The sequence below is a fragment of the Thiothrix unzii genome (assembly GCF_017901175.1).
Classification (GTDB): Bacteria; Pseudomonadota; Gammaproteobacteria; order Thiotrichales; family Thiotrichaceae; genus Thiothrix; species Thiothrix unzii.
Genome location: NZ_CP072793.1, coordinates 2674597 through 2690559 on the forward strand (window position 1 = coordinate 2674597; position 15963 = coordinate 2690559).

Genomic DNA, 15963 nt, shown 5'->3' on the forward strand with positions numbered 1-15963 from the left:
CCACCCCCTGTCGAACTTGACCCGACCAACTGTATATTTAAGCGGTAACGCTCTAATCCGCAGTTTACAAGCTGCCTAGCGTGGGGTACGATTGCGCCCTTGATTTTGCCCTGTGTAAAATCCTGCGGAAAAGTGTCCGAGTGGTCGAAGGAGCACGCCTGGAAAGTGTGTATACGGTAACGTATCAAGGGTTCGAATCCCTTCTTTTCCGCCATCTTACTGTTTCATGGTGTTCCATGATGTACCAAAAGCCCTTACAGGCCGCAATCTGTAAGGGCTTTTTTGTTTCATAGTGTTCCATTGTGTGTCATTCCATCCCATATCAAAGTTTGTATTATTGTTTGTATCCTTACTTACCCCCACAGAGGATACAAACAATGGTGAATGCACCCAACCTTAGAGCCTTATCCCGCAAGCTAACCGATACCAAAGTTAAGGCCAGCAAACCCAAGCCCGATGGTAGACCAGAAAACCTAACAGACGGCGGCGGGCTATACCTACACGTCAAAACCGGAACCAATGGCAGGAAGCCCGGTAAGTTTTGGCGGTACAACTACCGCATAGAAGGGCGCATGAAAACGCTGTCTATCGGCGTATACCCCACCGTAACGCTACAACTCGCACGGGAACGCCACGACGAAGCACGGGCATTGTTAGCACGGGGCATAGATCCCGCGATTTACAAAAAGGAACTGCAAAACGCCAACAGTGAAGCAGACAGCAACACCTTTGAAGCGGTAGCACGGGAATGGTTTATTAAACACCTCAGTGACAAATCAGAAACCCACCGCACCCGTACCACCAGCTACCTAGAACGGGATGTGTTCCCCTTTATTGGTAAACGTCCAATAACCGAGATTACCCCGCGTGAACTAATCAGCGTCATTGAACGCATCTCAAAGCGGATTACCCACAACACCCATATCAGGGTATTGGGAACCATAGGACAGATATTCCGCTACGCCTTCGCTACTGGAAGGGCAACCCTAGACCCGACCGCAAGCCTGAAAGGATTTTTCAAACAGGAAGAGGAAACCCAACATTTCCCGGCACTCACCACACCAACGGAAGTGGGCAGACTGTTAAGGGCGATAGATCACTATCCGGGGCAGTTTTACAGTATTTGCGCTTTGAAGTTATCCGCGTTGGTGATGTTACGACCGGGGGAATTGATCGAAGCGGAATGGGCAGAAATCGACGTTGAAGCACAAACATGGACAATCGAAGTTAGACGGCTGAAAGCCAAAATGTCGATTAAGCGTAATAACGACCCCAAGCGGAAACACATCATCCCCTTGTCACACCAAGCATTAGCCATCTTTGAAGAGCTTAAGCAACACTCAGGCGGTAAGAAGTACGTTTTTCAGGGAATGCCACACAACCACGATAACCCCATGAGCCGCGCCACGGTGAATATGGCGTTACGGCGGATGGGGTTTAAAGGGCAAATGACCGCGCACGGCTTTAGGGGCATGGCATCCACCTTGCTTAACCAAATGCGGGATAAGGACGGGCGCAGAATGTGGGATGCTGACGCAATAGAACGCCAACTAACCCACCAAGACCATAACGTAATAAGGTCGGCTTATAACCGTGCCGATTATCTTGATGAACGCCGCGATATGCTCCAATCATGGGCGGATTACCTTGATGAACTTCGAGCCACAACAGGGCAGGTTCTCACCTTCAAAACCAAAGCGGTGTAATCACACAAACCATCACCATAGCCGGGAACATACCCGGCTTTTTTACGCCCATTGTCACCAGTAGTAAAAATGCTGCGACAGTTGCGACAGTTGCGACACTTAGCGACAGACAGAGGGTAGGATAACCATATTGGTTGATAATTAATCATTTTAAAAAACATATAAGTTATTAATTTTAATAATATTATTATATTTACTATCAATATTTAGTACCTAAGCACATGGCTATTCATCCCCAAACACATTGCGACTGCGACAGTTGCGACAGTTGCGACACTTAATTTTTAAGCAGGGTATGACAGCACATCCAAGATGTGAAAACGTGCCTTAATACTGGTATGTTTACCAACATGGAAAAAGCAGAAACCCCTTATCAGTTCACCACGCCGTCACAAGTTTGGTCGGATTTTGTAGCGGACATTCTCAAAGAAAGAGGCAAGCCATGAGATACGCAATTATTAAAATTGAACCCGAATTAGCGGCTGATCTGCTGGCAATGGGCGCGGCGTTTGACGATGCGTTAAGCACTGGCAACTATCAGGGCGAAGTGTTCAGCTTTGAAACACCCGGCGCATTATTCGCAGCCATTACCCCAAAACGTTGGGATGTGCTGAACCGCTTGCAAGGTAAGCAACCCATGAGCATTCGTGAGTTAGCCAAGCAACTGGGGCGCGATGTGAAAAACGTACACACAGACGCAATCAAGCTGCTAGACATAGGTTTACTAGAGCGTGACGACGCGGGGCGGATATATTCACCCTTCGCAGAAATCAAAACCGAATTCACCCTAAGAGGTGAGGCGCAAGCCGCTTAAATTACAAGGTGGAAAAGTGACAACGGATTACCAGCGATTCACCCCGGCGAATTCCTCGCTGAAATTTAAGCAAGCGCAGCAAGAAACCGGCGCGGCATTGAATGAAGTCCAATTGATAGCCGCTTAAACCCACTCAAGACCACGAACCAAACCCCATCAGAGCCGCACACGTTGCGGCTTTTTAATGCCCACCACATCACTAGCGGCAATGAGCGTTAGAAAAGACCGCATCATTGACAAAATCATTCACATTTTGCGCAAAGCGGCTGGGACATAGCGGGGAGTTATTTCTAGCATAGCGGTATCGCCTGAAAAGCTTTTTCTACCTAACCATTGTTCAGGCATGAGGGGTATTGTTTCAGGACGATCATCAATCCAAATGTCTGGGCTGAATCCAAAGCGGCGTGCAATCTCCCTTTTTGGCTGGTGATTGCAAAATACAACAGGCATGTACTCACCTATTGTCCGGCTTAGTTCCTGCTTATTCTTTGCGGTAGCACCGCGAGAAGTGACGCAGACAAATTCATACCCCATGCCTTTGAACAAATGAACAAAATCAGGCCAAGCGGCGGGGTGACTCGTCCAAGTATTGTCATAATCTAGTGCTATTAACATGCTGTTCACCTTCCTGTTTCCAATCCAAAAACATTTCCAATATTCCACTAATTCAAAAGACGCGGGCATACGCGAGAAAGAGTGCGATTTTAGATGGAAATGACATTAATTATCAATTGTAACTTATTGAATTTAATAAGTAAATATAGAAAAAACCCTCACACCGATATGACAGAAATTATTGAGTGTGAATAGCATGATCTGATGAAAAGCAAGTGGCAATTGGCATTCCAAGAACACCACCGCAGTAACACTAAAACGGTTTTTCTGGTCTTTCCGTGGAAAGGACTGGACAATGTGATTTTTTACAATATCAACGTCGTGATGACGTGGAGACAAACGATGACCGACATTCAAGCTCAGATCAAATCCGCCATTGACCAAGCCGACAAACACCGTGACAGCGGCGGCAACTTGAGCCAAGACGACCGCGCCGCGCTGGTTGAGATGCAGGCTCAACTATCCGACAAAATCCGCGAAATGATGCAGTTAAACGAAAGTTTGATGAATGCAATACGCCCAGTGGCAAGACTTTAACTTTTACCCTATCAATCAACGTCGTGATGACGTGGAGATAAGACATGACTACGATCAAGAACCAAGTAACTGCCGCGCTCAATAAAGCAGAGCATGGTAAACGTAATGGGGTATTACACCCCGACGACAACACCGCCTTAGCAAATATGCAAGCCGACCTCACCGCAAAAATCGCCGAACTCGAAGCAGAAAACCACCGGATTGGTGTTTATTTTTCAGAGCTAAAAGGCCATTACTCGTAATTAAGGTGGTGTATTATGTTTGACCCGATTGAAATCAAAACCGACAACGTAACGTTGTTTGCCAATCCCTTACTGCAAGCCCACTTTACACGGTTTTACGCGCTGGAAATGGAAATTGAAACCAGCAGTCACCCGCGAAAATGGGCGGCAAAGCAAAAAACAGGTGAACGTGAACAACTGGTTAATGACTTAAACAGTGATTACCTTGTATCGCCTCAAATAATGGCGGACTTGAAAAGCAAGCAGGAAGATTTGCGCCAAGGCGTTGAAAATTCCAAAGCGAATATTGAGACGCAAAATCAAATCATTGTTGAATATGAGCAATCATTAACGGACTCTACCGACAATTACGCGGCGGCGGTCATTAACGAAAATCAAACCGCCATTGTCGCAATTGAGGAACAGAACGCAGAAACAACGCGACAAATACGCCTTGCTCAAGTCCGTAAAAATGCAAATCAATTGGTGGTTGATAAAATCCCTAAATACATTTATGTCATTACCGGCATGATTAATGCTTTGGACGTTTTGGAAGTCCGCCGTAATTATCAGGTAGAAGTTGCTGCTTTTGCCGCTACCCGTGCCGCTTTTATCACTGCATTTAAGGATTACATCCAGCGATGTGAAAACATTTGTCCCGGCGTGAAACGATTTGACGCAAGATATAACCCAGAAGAAACCGTCAGAGTCCTGTTACAGGACTTGGGTTATAGTCCCTCTCAATTGTTAATCCGTTAACCAGTTTCATCGTGGTCATTTCCCCGTCATTACGACGGGGACTTTTAAGGATACGATCATGGGTAATTTTAAAAACTCACTTGATGATTTTTGCACGTTCGGGAAATCCGTTAATAATCATCCCATTACCGCCAAGGACAGCGGCAAAAGCGCGGAAATCAATTTGTACGGTGTGATTGGTGGATACACTGCCAACCTTGCCCAATTCAAGCGCGATCTGGATGCAGCAGGCAAGGCTGATAACATCACCATCTGCCTGAATACGATTGGTGGTTCTTTTGCAGACGGCTTGCCAATTCATAACCTGATTAAACAACACCCCGCGTTCATCACCGTTAAGATCATGGGTTACGCACTGTCTATTGGTTCGGTCATTATGTTGGCTGCTAATCGTGTGGAATGTGCAGAAAACGGCTTAGTGATGATTCACCGGGCGCAAGGCTTTACCTACGGTGACGCAGCCGACCACCAGAAAAACGCTGAAATTTTGCAAAAGCATGAACAGGCAGTTATCCCCGCGTATGCACGACGGCTAGGCAAAACCGAAGGCCAAGTATTGGCACTGCTACAGGAAGAAACGTGGTACACCGCGAAAGAGGCAAAAGCGGCGGGGTTAGTGGATGCGATAACAAATAAAGCGGATATGGACAAAGCCGAAGAAACCGCAGGTATGCAGGGCGAAGGCTTGAAACTGATTAACGCTTATCGCAACCGACCGGCAACATTAATACAGCGAGGGCATTATTCGTGAGTAGTGGCGTTTACAAAGTTTTTCGGGATGAAATCGTAAATTCAACCTTTCAAGACTACCCGACCGCTTGCAAAGCAGCGCGATTAAAAGCGTTACGGGATGAGCATTCTGATTATACGGTGGTTAATTACCAAGACGGTAAAAATCACCTGATGTACAAGGTAAAGACGCATAACGGGTTATTGATTTATACCCCATTATCTTTATCGAGATAGTTTTAAACCTCAATCAATGTCGTGATGACATGGAGCAAATCAATGAATACAACCTATCGTCAAGCCCAATAATGGGCAAACCATCACCGCCCACACGTAGAGCGTCGGGCGCGTTCTGCCCACGGTGCGTACAGTGCCAACCTTGCCCATGAATGGTGCGAACTTATGAGAACGATCTTGTAACACTTGCAAAATGCCTTGGCTTGTCCGACATTCGGGCAGTCAGGGACAAACAATAAAAAAAGGGAAGCTGGCGGGCTTCCCTTTTGCGTTCCCTGTATGGATTTTTCGACGATCTGACAGGAAGCAGCAGTATGAATGAAAACAGTCATTATAAGCAAGTAAGAACTTGGCTGAAGTTGAGAGGTTTTACTGATAAACATTGTGATTACCTTATTGATAAAGATAAAAAAGTTGTAAAAAGAAACAACAGAATACGAGATGGACTAATTAAAGATCACACTCAAGTGATTACTGTTGGCAATAGAAGTAACACTGTAACTCTTTCAATAATTAGAGAAACAGAGTTGACTGAATTGATAGATGCAATTGAAGCATCAAATTATAATGTTCTAGATGAATTTATTTCTTTATCAAAAAAAGTACAGCAAGAAATGGAAATTTCAAGTATCGCACTGCTTGTTGAACCGTTTAGAGAAATATTTGAAGAAGATGGTACTAGCATTAGGTATGACTTAGCCACATCTATAGTTGAAAGAAAAATCAAACCAGTGTTATTTCCTTGGCACAATCCAAACTGTCATATTTTAGTTGGTGATGAACCTTTTTTCAGTGGGTTTGATATTAAAGAACAAATCATGGCTTATGCTCAAATAGCTAATGAATATAAAGGCTGCGCAGTAATTAACATTAACGATCTTAATAATATTAGTTGGATAGAAAAAGAATGGGCAAATATTTGCAAGAGTTACTTAGAGCAATGTACAGATACTAAAAAAGTCAAATCAAGAAATATAAAGCCTTCCACACTTGCCCTGTATAAGAAATGGTATGAACGTCTACTAGCAATCAAGCAAGAGTGTGAAAACAAGGATGAATACTTTTCTGAAAATAACGCACACGAACAAATTGCAGGCGAAGAGAAAAAAGACACCAGTACCATAGACAAGGGAATCAGGGCTTACCTAGCCACCGTGGAATGTTCGGAAATTTCCGAAAATTCCTAAACTTCCGGTTTCTCTCCTGCTAAAAATCACTCAGACACAAAAAACCGGAAGGGGCAACCATCCGGGCTTCATTGCTTAATTTTTATGACTGATAGGAGTCCATTATATGGGCTACAGCAACGCTTTGCCTAAAAACCCCTACTTACCCGCTTTGGTGAGTTCTTCCCGTATCAGTTCCCGGACTTGTACAGCGGTAAGCGGTTGTTCATCGGCGGATAGCTCCAAGAATGAAGCTTCAAGCCTTAGCAGCATTTCAGCATTCAGCGACCTACCGGCTGCTTTCGCGGCGGCATCAAGTTTTTCCCTAAGTTCTTTGGTAAGCCTTACGGGGTATGGGTGGATTCGTTGATCTTCTTTACTCATGACGTGATTCTGTATCGTGACTCCATTTCTATCAAGGATAATGATGGATAGAAGTTGTATCCATTTTTCCATTACTGTAATCTATAGACTTGGATAGAAAAGGATAGGATTTTAAGCAATGACCAGTGAACGAGTAAAACCGTACCCAGTACGCCTTGATCATGAACTTTCTCAATGGGTGAAGGAACGGGCAAAGGCTGGCGATAGATCAATGAACGCGGAACTTGTCCGCATTGTGAGACAAGCAAAGGAGGCAGAAGAACAGAAACACGCGGCGTAAGCCATAACGAACAAACCCCGCATGGTGCGGGGCTTATCCGGGCTGAAAGGTGCGTCAACACCCAAACAGCCCATTTACTGACACGATTTAGAGAACTCAGCAAATGAAAGCTAATGTTATCACAACGCCTAACGGCACAAACAAGACCTATGAATCTGACATCTTGATTACTGTTACAGGTATCAAACCCGGCGCGGATAGCGCGATCCTCAGCGAATATCTGGCGAACTTCCTGCACTGCCAAGGCTTACAAGTTGAGATTGCAGGCCATGCCGTCCAACACGGGAACCACTACCCGCAAGCCGTCACCATTCGCACCGCTACCCGCGTGGGAGGTGCAGCGTGAATAAGCAAGAACATAACCAACTAGAAGAGATTCACCGCCATATCTATGGCTACTCGGCCTTAATCGGTGTTGCTCTCAATGCTTTGGAATATCAAAGCACGCTGAATGACGACATGGAAACAGCACATATTGAGCTGGTTTTGAGAAACCTTCATTACGACCTTGCGGCGCAATGTGAAGGTATTGAAAAAATGCTCGAAGCAGCACAAGCAAAGTTCCAAGCCGATGCACAAGCAGAACAAGCACGTAAGGAAAAAGAGTGGACGGATTCACGCCTAGCCGACATCCCACCCGGCGCAGTTGAAGCGTTTCAGGCAGTTAATGCGGTTTACCGCGCACATTCAAAGGGGAAAAAGGCATGATCACCAACACCCTACCCTTTGAACAACGTCTGAAAATGGCACAAGCCGTTATTGACGCTCACCTGCAACGTGCCAAGCCTGCACACCGTCAAATCCTCCTAAACAGCATGTGGGCGCGTTGGATTAACCGCAACGTGATGAACCACAAGCCGACATTGCGTGAGGTGAAGCCATGAGCCGCGAACTTGATCAAATCGACCTCTTTGCAGGCACACCGGATACAACCGTATCCACCCCACCGGCTGAGTTGAAATCTGTAACAGAAATCAAACCGACCGCTTGCCCACCGCGCACGATTTACAGCGTGGAGCGTTTGCCCAACGGTTACACCCGCATTACCCAACACGGGCGCGTGACCTTTAACGGGTTAATTGGGAGGGCTTCAGCATGAAACACCAACCTATCCCCGTTTTTCGTGCCGACGTTCCCCCATTGGGCGAAACCTACAGCGGCGCAACCGTTCAAGCCGTTCAAACCGGCGAAATAATCACACTCGACATTGAGTTTTACCGGGCCACTAAAACCCGTGTTGTGATGACGTGGGGGCAAGCAAAAGCACTCACCGAACAACTGAAGGACGCAACGGCAGCAGCGGCGGCGTGCCGCGTAGCGCGTGAATCCGTGGGGGTGAATCATGGTTAACCTGAACCAGCAATACAAAATCATCGTGGCCTACCGCGACGAATCCGAAACCGAACCGCAATGGATAACGTTCACCGGCACGGATAAGGAAGAGGTGCGCGGACGGTTTGAGGAATTCGCCATCTTCAACCACTGCTATTCAGTGCGTGAGGTGAATCCATGAGCAACCACGAACAACACCTAAAAGCCGAAATTGCCCAACTGGAAGCAAAGCACTTTGCCCTGTTGGAGCGTCACGGTTACGCCTTGGAAAGCTTGCGCCGCATGGTGGAGATATTGGAATTCATGGGGCAGGAAAAGTGCATAGACGTAAAAATTGCGAAACGCTTCCTTGAAAGTCAGGAGGTGCAACAATGCGAAACGCACTAAACACCATTCAGCAGTTAAAGCTCTTCAAGCACGCCACCAACGGCCTAGCACTGGGATTTGTCGGGCTGTATGTCGTGGCTTTCGCCAGCATTGCCAGCAATGGCAACCACATCTACACGATTTATCGGTTCTTTCCCGTGGTTGCATCGTTGGCAATCGCCCTATCAATGTGGCGGCTACCGGATAACAGCCTGTTAAGGTTGTTTTATCTGGCGGGTTTATTCGCTATTTCATGGTTGGGGGTGTGATGTGAACCTATCAAACGCTTATACCCTCTCGCAAGATTTGAGCGAAAACACCCAAAAGCTGGAAACGCATCAAGAGGACTTGAAGGGCATTAAAACCAGTCAGAAGGTTTTCACGATTGCCACCTATTTTATTTACTTCTCGTTCACCAGCGTTATTTTTGCCGGGGTGACGGTGTGGAACCTGCAAGATTACATCTTTGGGAATTACACCAACGTTATCGGCATGACATGGGCACTGGTAACGGTGTTTGCTGTACCACTGGCGTTGTCGCTGGCAAAGCATTTCAACTACAAGGCGATTGCTAAAAACAGCGTAGAGCGCAACCACCGTGGGCAGGTAATCATTCACGCGATTATCAGCCTTGCGTTGATTAGTGGGCTTTACTACGAGGCGATTAGCGCAAGCTCTAACCTACAGGCCAAGGCGTTTCATTCGGTGGAAACCAGCAAAGCAGGCGCGGCTATCCTGAATACCACCGTGGGCAGTTCATCCACTGGGGCAATTGCCGGGTTAATCGCTGATGCTGAATTTAAGCTTGTGGCTTGCCAGCGCAAACTGGCAGAGGGCAAGACGAAAGACTGTGACAACAGTACCGCCAAGGTTTCCAGCCTGAAACAGCAAGCGCAGGCCGAACGGGAAAGCGTAGCAACTGCCAATGTCGCAGCAATTGGGGCAAAGCAGGCAGCGTTAAGCAAGGAACGCGACGAACACGCCCTACCCGCAGCCAAGTACGCGGCTGAACTGGTGGATATGTCCAACGATGCGGGAACCATGATTATTGTCATTATTGCCGCCTTGTTTTTTGAGCTGATTCACATTACCACGATATTCAATGAGGCACGGGCATTACGCGGCATTGATACCTACAGTTTCTCGCTGAAAGGTTTGAATGGTGAGTATTTCCGGGCAACGGGTAAGACCTTCGATTCTGGCGACTTCAAAGACAATCGCACCATTGATTTGTCCGACAAGCCATTAAATGTCCCAATGGATGACCAAGGCGCGGACTTTGAAATCAGAACCAAAGGCACGCCATACGCTGACAATAAAACCGGTTTCGGATTTATTCCCCAAACTGCCAAGCTATTTAAATGGCAGGCCGACGAAGTGCAGGCGGAAAAGCCCGGATTCGGGTTTATCCCTGCCCGTTCCAACCAAGACCAAGACGCTGAAAACCGCCGCAAGTATCCGCAGGAGATTCTATACCCCACCGGCAAAGGCAAGACGGCGGACGACTACGCATTGATTCCGCGTGAGGACTTCAAACGCACTAATCCAGCCGTACCGGGCCACACTTACCGCGATGAATTGCGCACCGGTTCCAGCGATTACCGGGATATGCCGCTAGATGCAACCACTACCCCACCGGCTGAAAAACCACTTCAGGAAACCACCACGAAACCCTTAGCTAAGGGTTCTGAAGTGGTTGAGGCCAAACCCTTAGCTAAGGGTTCTGAAGGCACTGAAAGCCTTTACGGTGAATGGGTTGCAGCGGTGCGGATAGGTGAGTGTAAACCCTCTGTTGAACCTACATGGCATTGGGTGCAAAAGCGCATTGCTCCAACCGAAACGGGCAGTAAAACCAACGACCGCACCCGCATAAGTAATATGCAAAAAGCATTCTTTAGCCGTGCGATCCGCGAAGGGCTGATGCAGGTAAACCCGATTTACCGTAACGGCGGTAAAAAGTACATCTGGAGAGGAACCCACGCATGACCATAGAAAACACATCCAAACCAATAAAGCCTATTTATTACTGGCTTGATGGGTACTGGATAACCGACAAGGAAGAGGCCGATTTAATGGACGAAATAAACGCTTTTGGTAGCACGCACGGCACGGCATTTTTCCCGGCTGATGCTTCACCCGAATTGATTGATTCGGAAATCGCCGCGCTTTTGGCGGCATAACCCCCACCGGGCAGGGCGCAAGCCTTGCCAACTTTTACGACCTGAAAAGGATATGCAAATGATAGACAGAGGAAAGCTAAGAGTTACCAACTTTGACGACTACAAGCGCAGGATTCGTCAGACCAAACCTGATGCGGTCTTTACCGACCGTTGGTTAAGTATCAGCGAATTCTGCGAAAAGGTTGGAATGAGCCGTTCAACGTATTACCGCAAATCAGCAGCAAATGAGCTACCCGCGTGCGTGCGTTGGGGGAATACCGCGAAGTGGTTGGAATCAGACGTAGATCAATGGATGCAATCCATGAAGGATGTTTTATGAGTACCACACAAAGAAAAGCCCCTAGTGTTACCAGCACCAGAGGCGATTCAAAATTCAACGATTTGAGCCGTAATTATAGCGCAACTGCTGAAAAACAACCACCTACAACGCTGACAAGTGCCGAGATTTTGCGGAATTTTCAGCAAGTTATGATTGAAAATATCAAACACGCACCTGATGACATTCAGGCCACCGGCAAGCTTGAACGCTTTTCCTGTAACGGCAAAGCCGACGATTTAGCAGGGTGGTATGTCTGTCATGAATACCACCTGATGCACAATAACCAAGCTTGTTGGGGCATGATTGGCATTTTTGGCGACTGGCGCAACGGCTTAACCTTCAAGTGGGATAGTTTCAGCGAGTTCTACGCTTTAAGCCGTGCACAACGCCAAGAGCTTGAACGCAAACAACAAGAACAGGTTGCCCAACGTCAAGCCGAACGCGCCGCCAAAGCAGCCAACGCCCACCGCCAAGCCGTCAAAATGTGGCTATCTGCCCAACCCGCCAACACCGCACACCCTTACCTTATGCGTAAACAGGTTGGGGCATGGGGTATCCGTCAATTGGGCGAACTGTTACTAATCCCCTTGTGTGACCTTGACGGCACGTTACACAGTGTCCAAACCATCACCCCGGACGGTTCCAAACGCTTTTTAACCGGCACACCCAAGCGCGGTATGTTCCACCTCATTGGTGACTCGCTAACACATCCCGAAGGGGTGTATTTGTGTGAGGGTTACGCCACTGGTGCAAGCCTTTATCAGGCGTATGGTTTGCCGGTATTAGTGGGATTTGATGCGGGAAACCTGCTACCTGTTGCCACCGCCTACCGCCAACGTTTTGCACACACACCCTTGACGGTATGCGCGGATAATGACCGCAAAACACCGGGCAACCCCGGCTTAACCAAAGCGCGGGAAGTAGCCGCGACTTTACCCTGCGTGGGCTTGATCGTGCCAGAGTTCCCCGACTCTGCACCCTTGACCCTATCCGATTTCAACGATTTGACCGCATTGCTGGGAAGCAACGCACACAAGGAAACCACCTGATGAACACCACTCCTATGACTCCAACCACGGGCAAACCAGCCTTATCGGTTGTTAATGGCTTTATCCGTACCGAAAAGCCAACCGTCAACGGCTGGGAAACCCCTGAAAGCTTGATCGTTGGCACAGAAAGCGCGAAATACCCGCTTCATGCTCTCCCTGGCATTGTCGGGCAAGCAGTGCGTGAAGTGGTGGAAATCGTCAAATGCCCACCGGCACTAGCCGCCAACTCAGCCTTATCCGTGCTATCGGTAGCGGCACAAGGGTTAGCCAATGTGCAACCCCTTCGCAGCCTGAAACCGTCACCCTTAAGCCTGTATTTGCTGTCTATTGGTGAATCTGGTGAACGTAAAACCACGGCTGATAACTTCTTTTCGGATGTGCTGGATACGTGGGCGCATCAAAAACAGCAAGAACGTGAAACCGACTTGATCAAAGGCAGGGCAGCATTAGCCGCATGGGAAAGTGAAATCACCGGTATCAAGCAGGCGATTACCCAAGCAGGGCGCAAGGGTGAAAACACCCGCGAACTGCAAGAACGTCTTGAACTGGCAGAAGCCACCAAACCTAAACCGATTCACACCCCTGATATGGTGTTTGAAGATTCCACCCCTGAATCCATTGCTTATGACCTTGCCCATAAATGGCCTAGCGCGGGTATTTTGTCAGGTGAAGCTGGCGTGGTGTTTGGTGGTCATGGGATGAAAGCCGATAACATTACCCGCAACGTTGCCACCCTGAATAAGCTGTGGGAAGGCGGTTCCTTGTCGATCAAGCGGCGCGGCGTAGACGGCAGCTTTAACGTGCGCAACGTGCGCTTGTCGATGGGGTTAGCGGTACAGCCTAGCGTGATTCGTGACTTTTACGAAACCAATGGGGAAATAGCACGGGGTTCAGGTTTTGCCGCACGCTTTCTGTTAGCGTGGCCTGCATCCACCCAAGGGAACCGCTTCCTAAGCCTTGAAGAAGCCACCCGCAACCACCCCAAAAACAGCCTGAACTTGTTTTATGCCAAGTTGCATGAAGTACTCGAACGCCAGTACCAGAATGCACAACACGGCGCACTGGAAAACCTCCCAACTTTGCAGTTTTCCCACGACGCGCTGAAAATCTGGTTAGAGTATTTCAATAGCGTAGAAGCTGAATTAAGGGCAGGTGGTGACATGGAGTATTACCGTGATATTGCCAGCAAATCAGCCGACAACGCCGCACGACTGGCAGGCTTGTTTCATGTATTCAACGGTGCGGATGTTCTCGACACCATCACCGGGGCAACAATGGAAGCCGCCACCACCTTAGCAAGCTGGCACTTGTACGAATCACGCCGGTTCTTTGGTGAAATTGCCGTACCCACCGACTTATCCAACGCCATTAAGTTGGATGACTGGCTTATCAGCTATTGCCGACAGAACCACACCGACACCATCACCCGGCGCGACATCCAGCGGTTAGCACCCAACAAAGTACGCAACGGCAACGACCTAGACAAAGCACTAGGCGAACTTGAAGACGCAAACCGCATCCGGTTAACCATTGAAGGCCGTAAGCACATCATTGATGTGAATCCGGCACTGTTGAGAGGGTAGGCAATGGCATTACGTGACTGGCTCGTATGGGAAGCCCCAAACAACGCAACCGCACCCAGCCCAGTGTGGCAGGGTAAACGTTTACGTGACCGGCTGGAATGGAACACAACACCATCACCAGACCTCGAAGCACTGGCAGAACGCGCCGCGATTATGGAACACGACGGCGGACTACCCCGCCAAACAGCGGAACACCTCGCAAGGCTTAAGTGAATCCTCACCACCGCAGAAACCGGGCAATGACCCGGTTTTTTTATGCCCGCTTTTTACTGTCGCAACTGTCGCAACTGTCGCAACTTCACTTGCGACACTCGATAGGCTATGCCAAAAAGCCATAACCATTTAAAAACAATAACTTAAGAAAGTCAGGTGGTGAAGTGTCGCAACTGTCGCAACTGTCGCAACCCTCTGTGCGACATTAGCCAAACCATACGCCAACATCATAAGCATTTAAAAACAGTCACTTAGGGAAATCAGGTGGTGAAGTGTCGCAACTGTCGCAACTGTCGCAGTCGCAAACCGTTTATCTGATGAAGCAGGGATAAACCCTAAAAATAGGTGCATGGACTTCTAAAAGTTTGTATCTTAGTTTGTACAAAAAGCAGGAAGCGCGGAATTAATAGCGCAAGAACAGCTAGTTGCACCGATAATTGCAATCCCTTCTTTCTATTTAGAAAGCCCTGTCGGTGAATAACTGACAGGGCTTTTTTTTATCTCATCAAATCTTCACTTCGTCGGGCAATTCTTGCCATTCATCCCCCGCCGCTCTATCGTTTCACCCAATTCTGTTTTACCTAAAACCGGCAAAGACAATAAAACAATAACGGGAATGTGACTATGAAATTCATTCTGCCTGCCTTGATTGCAGCAACCTTGGCTAACACCCCTGCTTATGCCGTAGAGACTGCCGTATCCATTCCCGTTGGTGCACTGAAAACCGCTCCCGTAGTGGACGGGGTTGCCGATGACTGGAAAGACATCAACGGTGTTGAAATCTCATTAACCTACCTCGGCAAACCGGAATTAACCAAAACTGTCACGCTAAAAGCGGGCATTTTCGGCGACGAAGTATTTTTCTACAGCACATGGGAAGACAGCACCGAAGACACCCTGCACAAACCACACATCTGGGATGAAACCAAACAAAAATACGTTGAAGGTTCTCAACGTGAAGACCGGTTCGCCATCGAATTTGCAATGGAAGGTAACTACGATGCCAATTGGCTTTCCGGCAAAGAATTTAAATCCGATATGTGGAACTGGAAAGCAGGTCGCACCAACCCCATCGGTATTGCTCACGACAAAATGACCATCATCAGCCAACAAGCGATGCAGGAATCCTATAAAGCCAGCCTGCCTGATGGCTCGGCACTCTATATCCAACGCCCGACCGATGCAGGTGATGAACCTTATGAAACCAAACGCTATTTCAAAAAACAGCAAGACTTAATGCCAAAATATCTACCAAAGACCGAACTCCTGCCCAGCATGGCGGATATTAAAGCCAAAGGTGTATGGAAGAACGGATACTGGCATTTGGAACAAAGCCGCAAACTCAATACCGAACAACCTGATGATGTCCATTTCAAGCGCGATACGCTGGTGAAGGGTGGAATCGCCGTATTCGACCATGACGATAACGAGCGTCACTACACCTCATCGACACTGACATTCAAATTCTGACAC

Annotated in this window: 25 protein-coding genes and 1 tRNA gene; 24 read left to right on the top strand and 2 right to left on the bottom strand. The window is 48.0% G+C overall.

Going from position 1 to position 15963, the window contains the following annotated elements:
- Positions 1-126: 126 nt before the first annotated feature.
- The 3 genes from J9260_RS13275 to J9260_RS13285 all read left to right on the top strand — a co-directional run bounded on the left by J9260_RS13275 (position 127) and on the right by J9260_RS13285 (position 2520).
- Positions 127-214: transfer RNA gene (locus J9260_RS13275), tRNA-Ser, on the top strand.
- 163 nt (positions 215-377) lie between these two features.
- The gene (locus J9260_RS13280) at positions 378-1706 is read left to right on the top strand and encodes a tyrosine-type recombinase/integrase (RefSeq protein WP_210218208.1); all 1329 of its coding nucleotides are present in this window, start codon (positions 378-380) and stop codon (positions 1704-1706) included.
- Between the two features lie 442 nt (positions 1707-2148).
- Positions 2149-2520, top strand: coding sequence for an HVO_A0114 family putative DNA-binding protein (locus tag J9260_RS13285; RefSeq protein ID WP_210218209.1), 372 nt, complete (start codon positions 2149-2151; stop codon positions 2518-2520).
- Between the two features lie 246 nt (positions 2521-2766).
- Here the strand turns inward: J9260_RS13285 and J9260_RS13290 are convergent, their stop codons facing one another.
- Complete coding sequence (locus J9260_RS13290) at positions 2767-3135, bottom strand: hypothetical protein (protein WP_210218210.1); 369 nt, start codon at positions 3133-3135, stop codon at positions 2767-2769.
- Between the two features lie 204 nt (positions 3136-3339).
- Here J9260_RS13290 and J9260_RS13295 point away from each other — a divergent pair, with 204 nt between their 5' ends.
- The 5 genes from J9260_RS13295 to J9260_RS13315 all read left to right on the top strand — a co-directional run bounded on the left by J9260_RS13295 (position 3340) and on the right by J9260_RS13315 (position 6805).
- A complete protein-coding gene (locus tag J9260_RS13295) occupies positions 3340-3672 on the top strand; it encodes a hypothetical protein (RefSeq protein ID WP_210218211.1) in 333 nt (110 codons plus the stop codon).
- Between the two features lie 44 nt (positions 3673-3716).
- Complete coding sequence (locus J9260_RS13300) at positions 3717-3914, top strand: hypothetical protein (protein ID WP_210218212.1); 198 nt, start codon at positions 3717-3719, stop codon at positions 3912-3914.
- Between the two features lie 108 nt (positions 3915-4022).
- Positions 4023-4652, top strand: a complete 630-nt coding sequence (locus J9260_RS13305) for a hypothetical protein (protein WP_210218213.1) — start codon at positions 4023-4025, stop codon at positions 4650-4652.
- Positions 4653-4710: 58 nt separating this feature from the next.
- Positions 4711-5403 (top strand): head maturation protease, ClpP-related, encoded by a 693-nt coding sequence (locus J9260_RS13310; protein WP_210218214.1) that lies wholly within the window; start codon positions 4711-4713, stop codon positions 5401-5403.
- Between the two features lie 529 nt (positions 5404-5932).
- Positions 5933-6805: a hypothetical protein gene (locus J9260_RS13315; protein ID WP_210218215.1), complete on the top strand. Its 873-nt coding sequence runs from the start codon at positions 5933-5935 to the stop codon at positions 6803-6805.
- 138 nt (positions 6806-6943) lie between these two features.
- On the opposite strand, the gene J9260_RS13320 is transcribed toward J9260_RS13315, so the two are convergent.
- Positions 6944-7240 carry an Arc family DNA-binding protein gene (locus J9260_RS13320; RefSeq protein WP_210218216.1) on the bottom strand — a complete coding sequence of 99 codons (297 nt, stop codon included), beginning with the start codon at positions 7238-7240 and terminating at the stop codon, positions 6944-6946.
- 46 nt (positions 7241-7286) lie between these two features.
- On the opposite strand from J9260_RS13320, the gene J9260_RS18915 reads away from it, so the two are divergent.
- From J9260_RS18915 to J9260_RS13400, 16 genes are all read left to right on the top strand, one after another.
- Complete coding sequence (locus J9260_RS18915) at positions 7287-7448, top strand: Arc family DNA-binding protein (RefSeq protein WP_210218217.1); 162 nt, start codon at positions 7287-7289, stop codon at positions 7446-7448.
- A 103-nt stretch (positions 7449-7551) separates the two neighbouring features.
- Positions 7552-7794 carry a hypothetical protein gene (locus tag J9260_RS13330; RefSeq protein ID WP_210218218.1) on the top strand — a complete coding sequence of 81 codons (243 nt, stop codon included), beginning with the start codon at positions 7552-7554 and terminating at the stop codon, positions 7792-7794.
- Complete coding sequence (locus J9260_RS13335) at positions 7791-8156, top strand: hypothetical protein (protein WP_210218219.1); 366 nt, start codon at positions 7791-7793, stop codon at positions 8154-8156. The genes J9260_RS13330 and J9260_RS13335 overlap by 4 nt, the downstream gene beginning before the upstream one ends.
- Positions 8153-8332: a hypothetical protein gene (locus tag J9260_RS13340; RefSeq protein WP_210218220.1), complete on the top strand. Its 180-nt coding sequence runs from the start codon at positions 8153-8155 to the stop codon at positions 8330-8332. The genes J9260_RS13335 and J9260_RS13340 overlap by 4 nt, the downstream gene beginning before the upstream one ends.
- Positions 8329-8547: a hypothetical protein gene (locus J9260_RS13345; RefSeq protein ID WP_210218221.1), complete on the top strand. Its 219-nt coding sequence runs from the start codon at positions 8329-8331 to the stop codon at positions 8545-8547. The genes J9260_RS13340 and J9260_RS13345 overlap by 4 nt, the downstream gene beginning before the upstream one ends.
- Positions 8544-8798, top strand: a complete 255-nt coding sequence (locus tag J9260_RS13350; RefSeq protein WP_210218222.1) for a hypothetical protein — start codon at positions 8544-8546, stop codon at positions 8796-8798. Before J9260_RS13345 ends, J9260_RS13350 begins: the two co-directional genes overlap by 4 nt.
- Positions 8791-8961 carry a hypothetical protein gene (locus J9260_RS13355; protein ID WP_210218223.1) on the top strand — a complete coding sequence of 57 codons (171 nt, stop codon included), beginning with the start codon at positions 8791-8793 and terminating at the stop codon, positions 8959-8961. The genes J9260_RS13350 and J9260_RS13355 overlap by 8 nt, the downstream gene beginning before the upstream one ends.
- Complete coding sequence (locus J9260_RS13360; protein WP_210218224.1) at positions 8958-9167, top strand: hypothetical protein; 210 nt, start codon at positions 8958-8960, stop codon at positions 9165-9167. The genes J9260_RS13355 and J9260_RS13360 overlap by 4 nt, the downstream gene beginning before the upstream one ends.
- Entirely contained in the window at positions 9152-9415 is a 264-nt protein-coding gene (locus tag J9260_RS13365) for a hypothetical protein (protein ID WP_210218225.1), read from the top strand. Before J9260_RS13360 ends, J9260_RS13365 begins: the two co-directional genes overlap by 16 nt.
- 1 nt (position 9416) lies before the next feature.
- Positions 9417-11132 (top strand): hypothetical protein, encoded by a 1716-nt coding sequence (locus J9260_RS13370; protein ID WP_210218226.1) that lies wholly within the window; start codon positions 9417-9419, stop codon positions 11130-11132.
- The gene (locus tag J9260_RS13375) at positions 11129-11326 is read left to right on the top strand and encodes a hypothetical protein (protein WP_210218227.1); all 198 of its coding nucleotides are present in this window, start codon (positions 11129-11131) and stop codon (positions 11324-11326) included. Before J9260_RS13370 ends, J9260_RS13375 begins: the two co-directional genes overlap by 4 nt.
- 58 nt (positions 11327-11384) lie before the next feature.
- Positions 11385-11645, top strand: a complete 261-nt coding sequence (locus J9260_RS13380; protein ID WP_210218228.1) for a helix-turn-helix transcriptional regulator — start codon at positions 11385-11387, stop codon at positions 11643-11645.
- Positions 11642-12694 (top strand): toprim domain-containing protein, encoded by a 1053-nt coding sequence (locus J9260_RS13385; protein ID WP_210218229.1) that lies wholly within the window; start codon positions 11642-11644, stop codon positions 12692-12694. Before J9260_RS13380 ends, J9260_RS13385 begins: the two co-directional genes overlap by 4 nt.
- Entirely contained in the window at positions 12694-14277 is a 1584-nt protein-coding gene (locus J9260_RS13390; protein ID WP_210218230.1) for a YfjI family protein, read from the top strand. The genes J9260_RS13385 and J9260_RS13390 overlap by 1 nt, the downstream gene beginning before the upstream one ends.
- Positions 14278-14280: 3 nt before the next feature.
- Positions 14281-14490: a hypothetical protein gene (locus J9260_RS13395; RefSeq protein ID WP_210218231.1), complete on the top strand. Its 210-nt coding sequence runs from the start codon at positions 14281-14283 to the stop codon at positions 14488-14490.
- Positions 14491-15114: 624 nt separating this feature from the next.
- Positions 15115-15960: an ethylbenzene dehydrogenase-related protein gene (locus J9260_RS13400; protein WP_210218232.1), complete on the top strand. Its 846-nt coding sequence runs from the start codon at positions 15115-15117 to the stop codon at positions 15958-15960.
- The last annotated feature ends 3 nt before the right edge of the window (positions 15961-15963 follow it).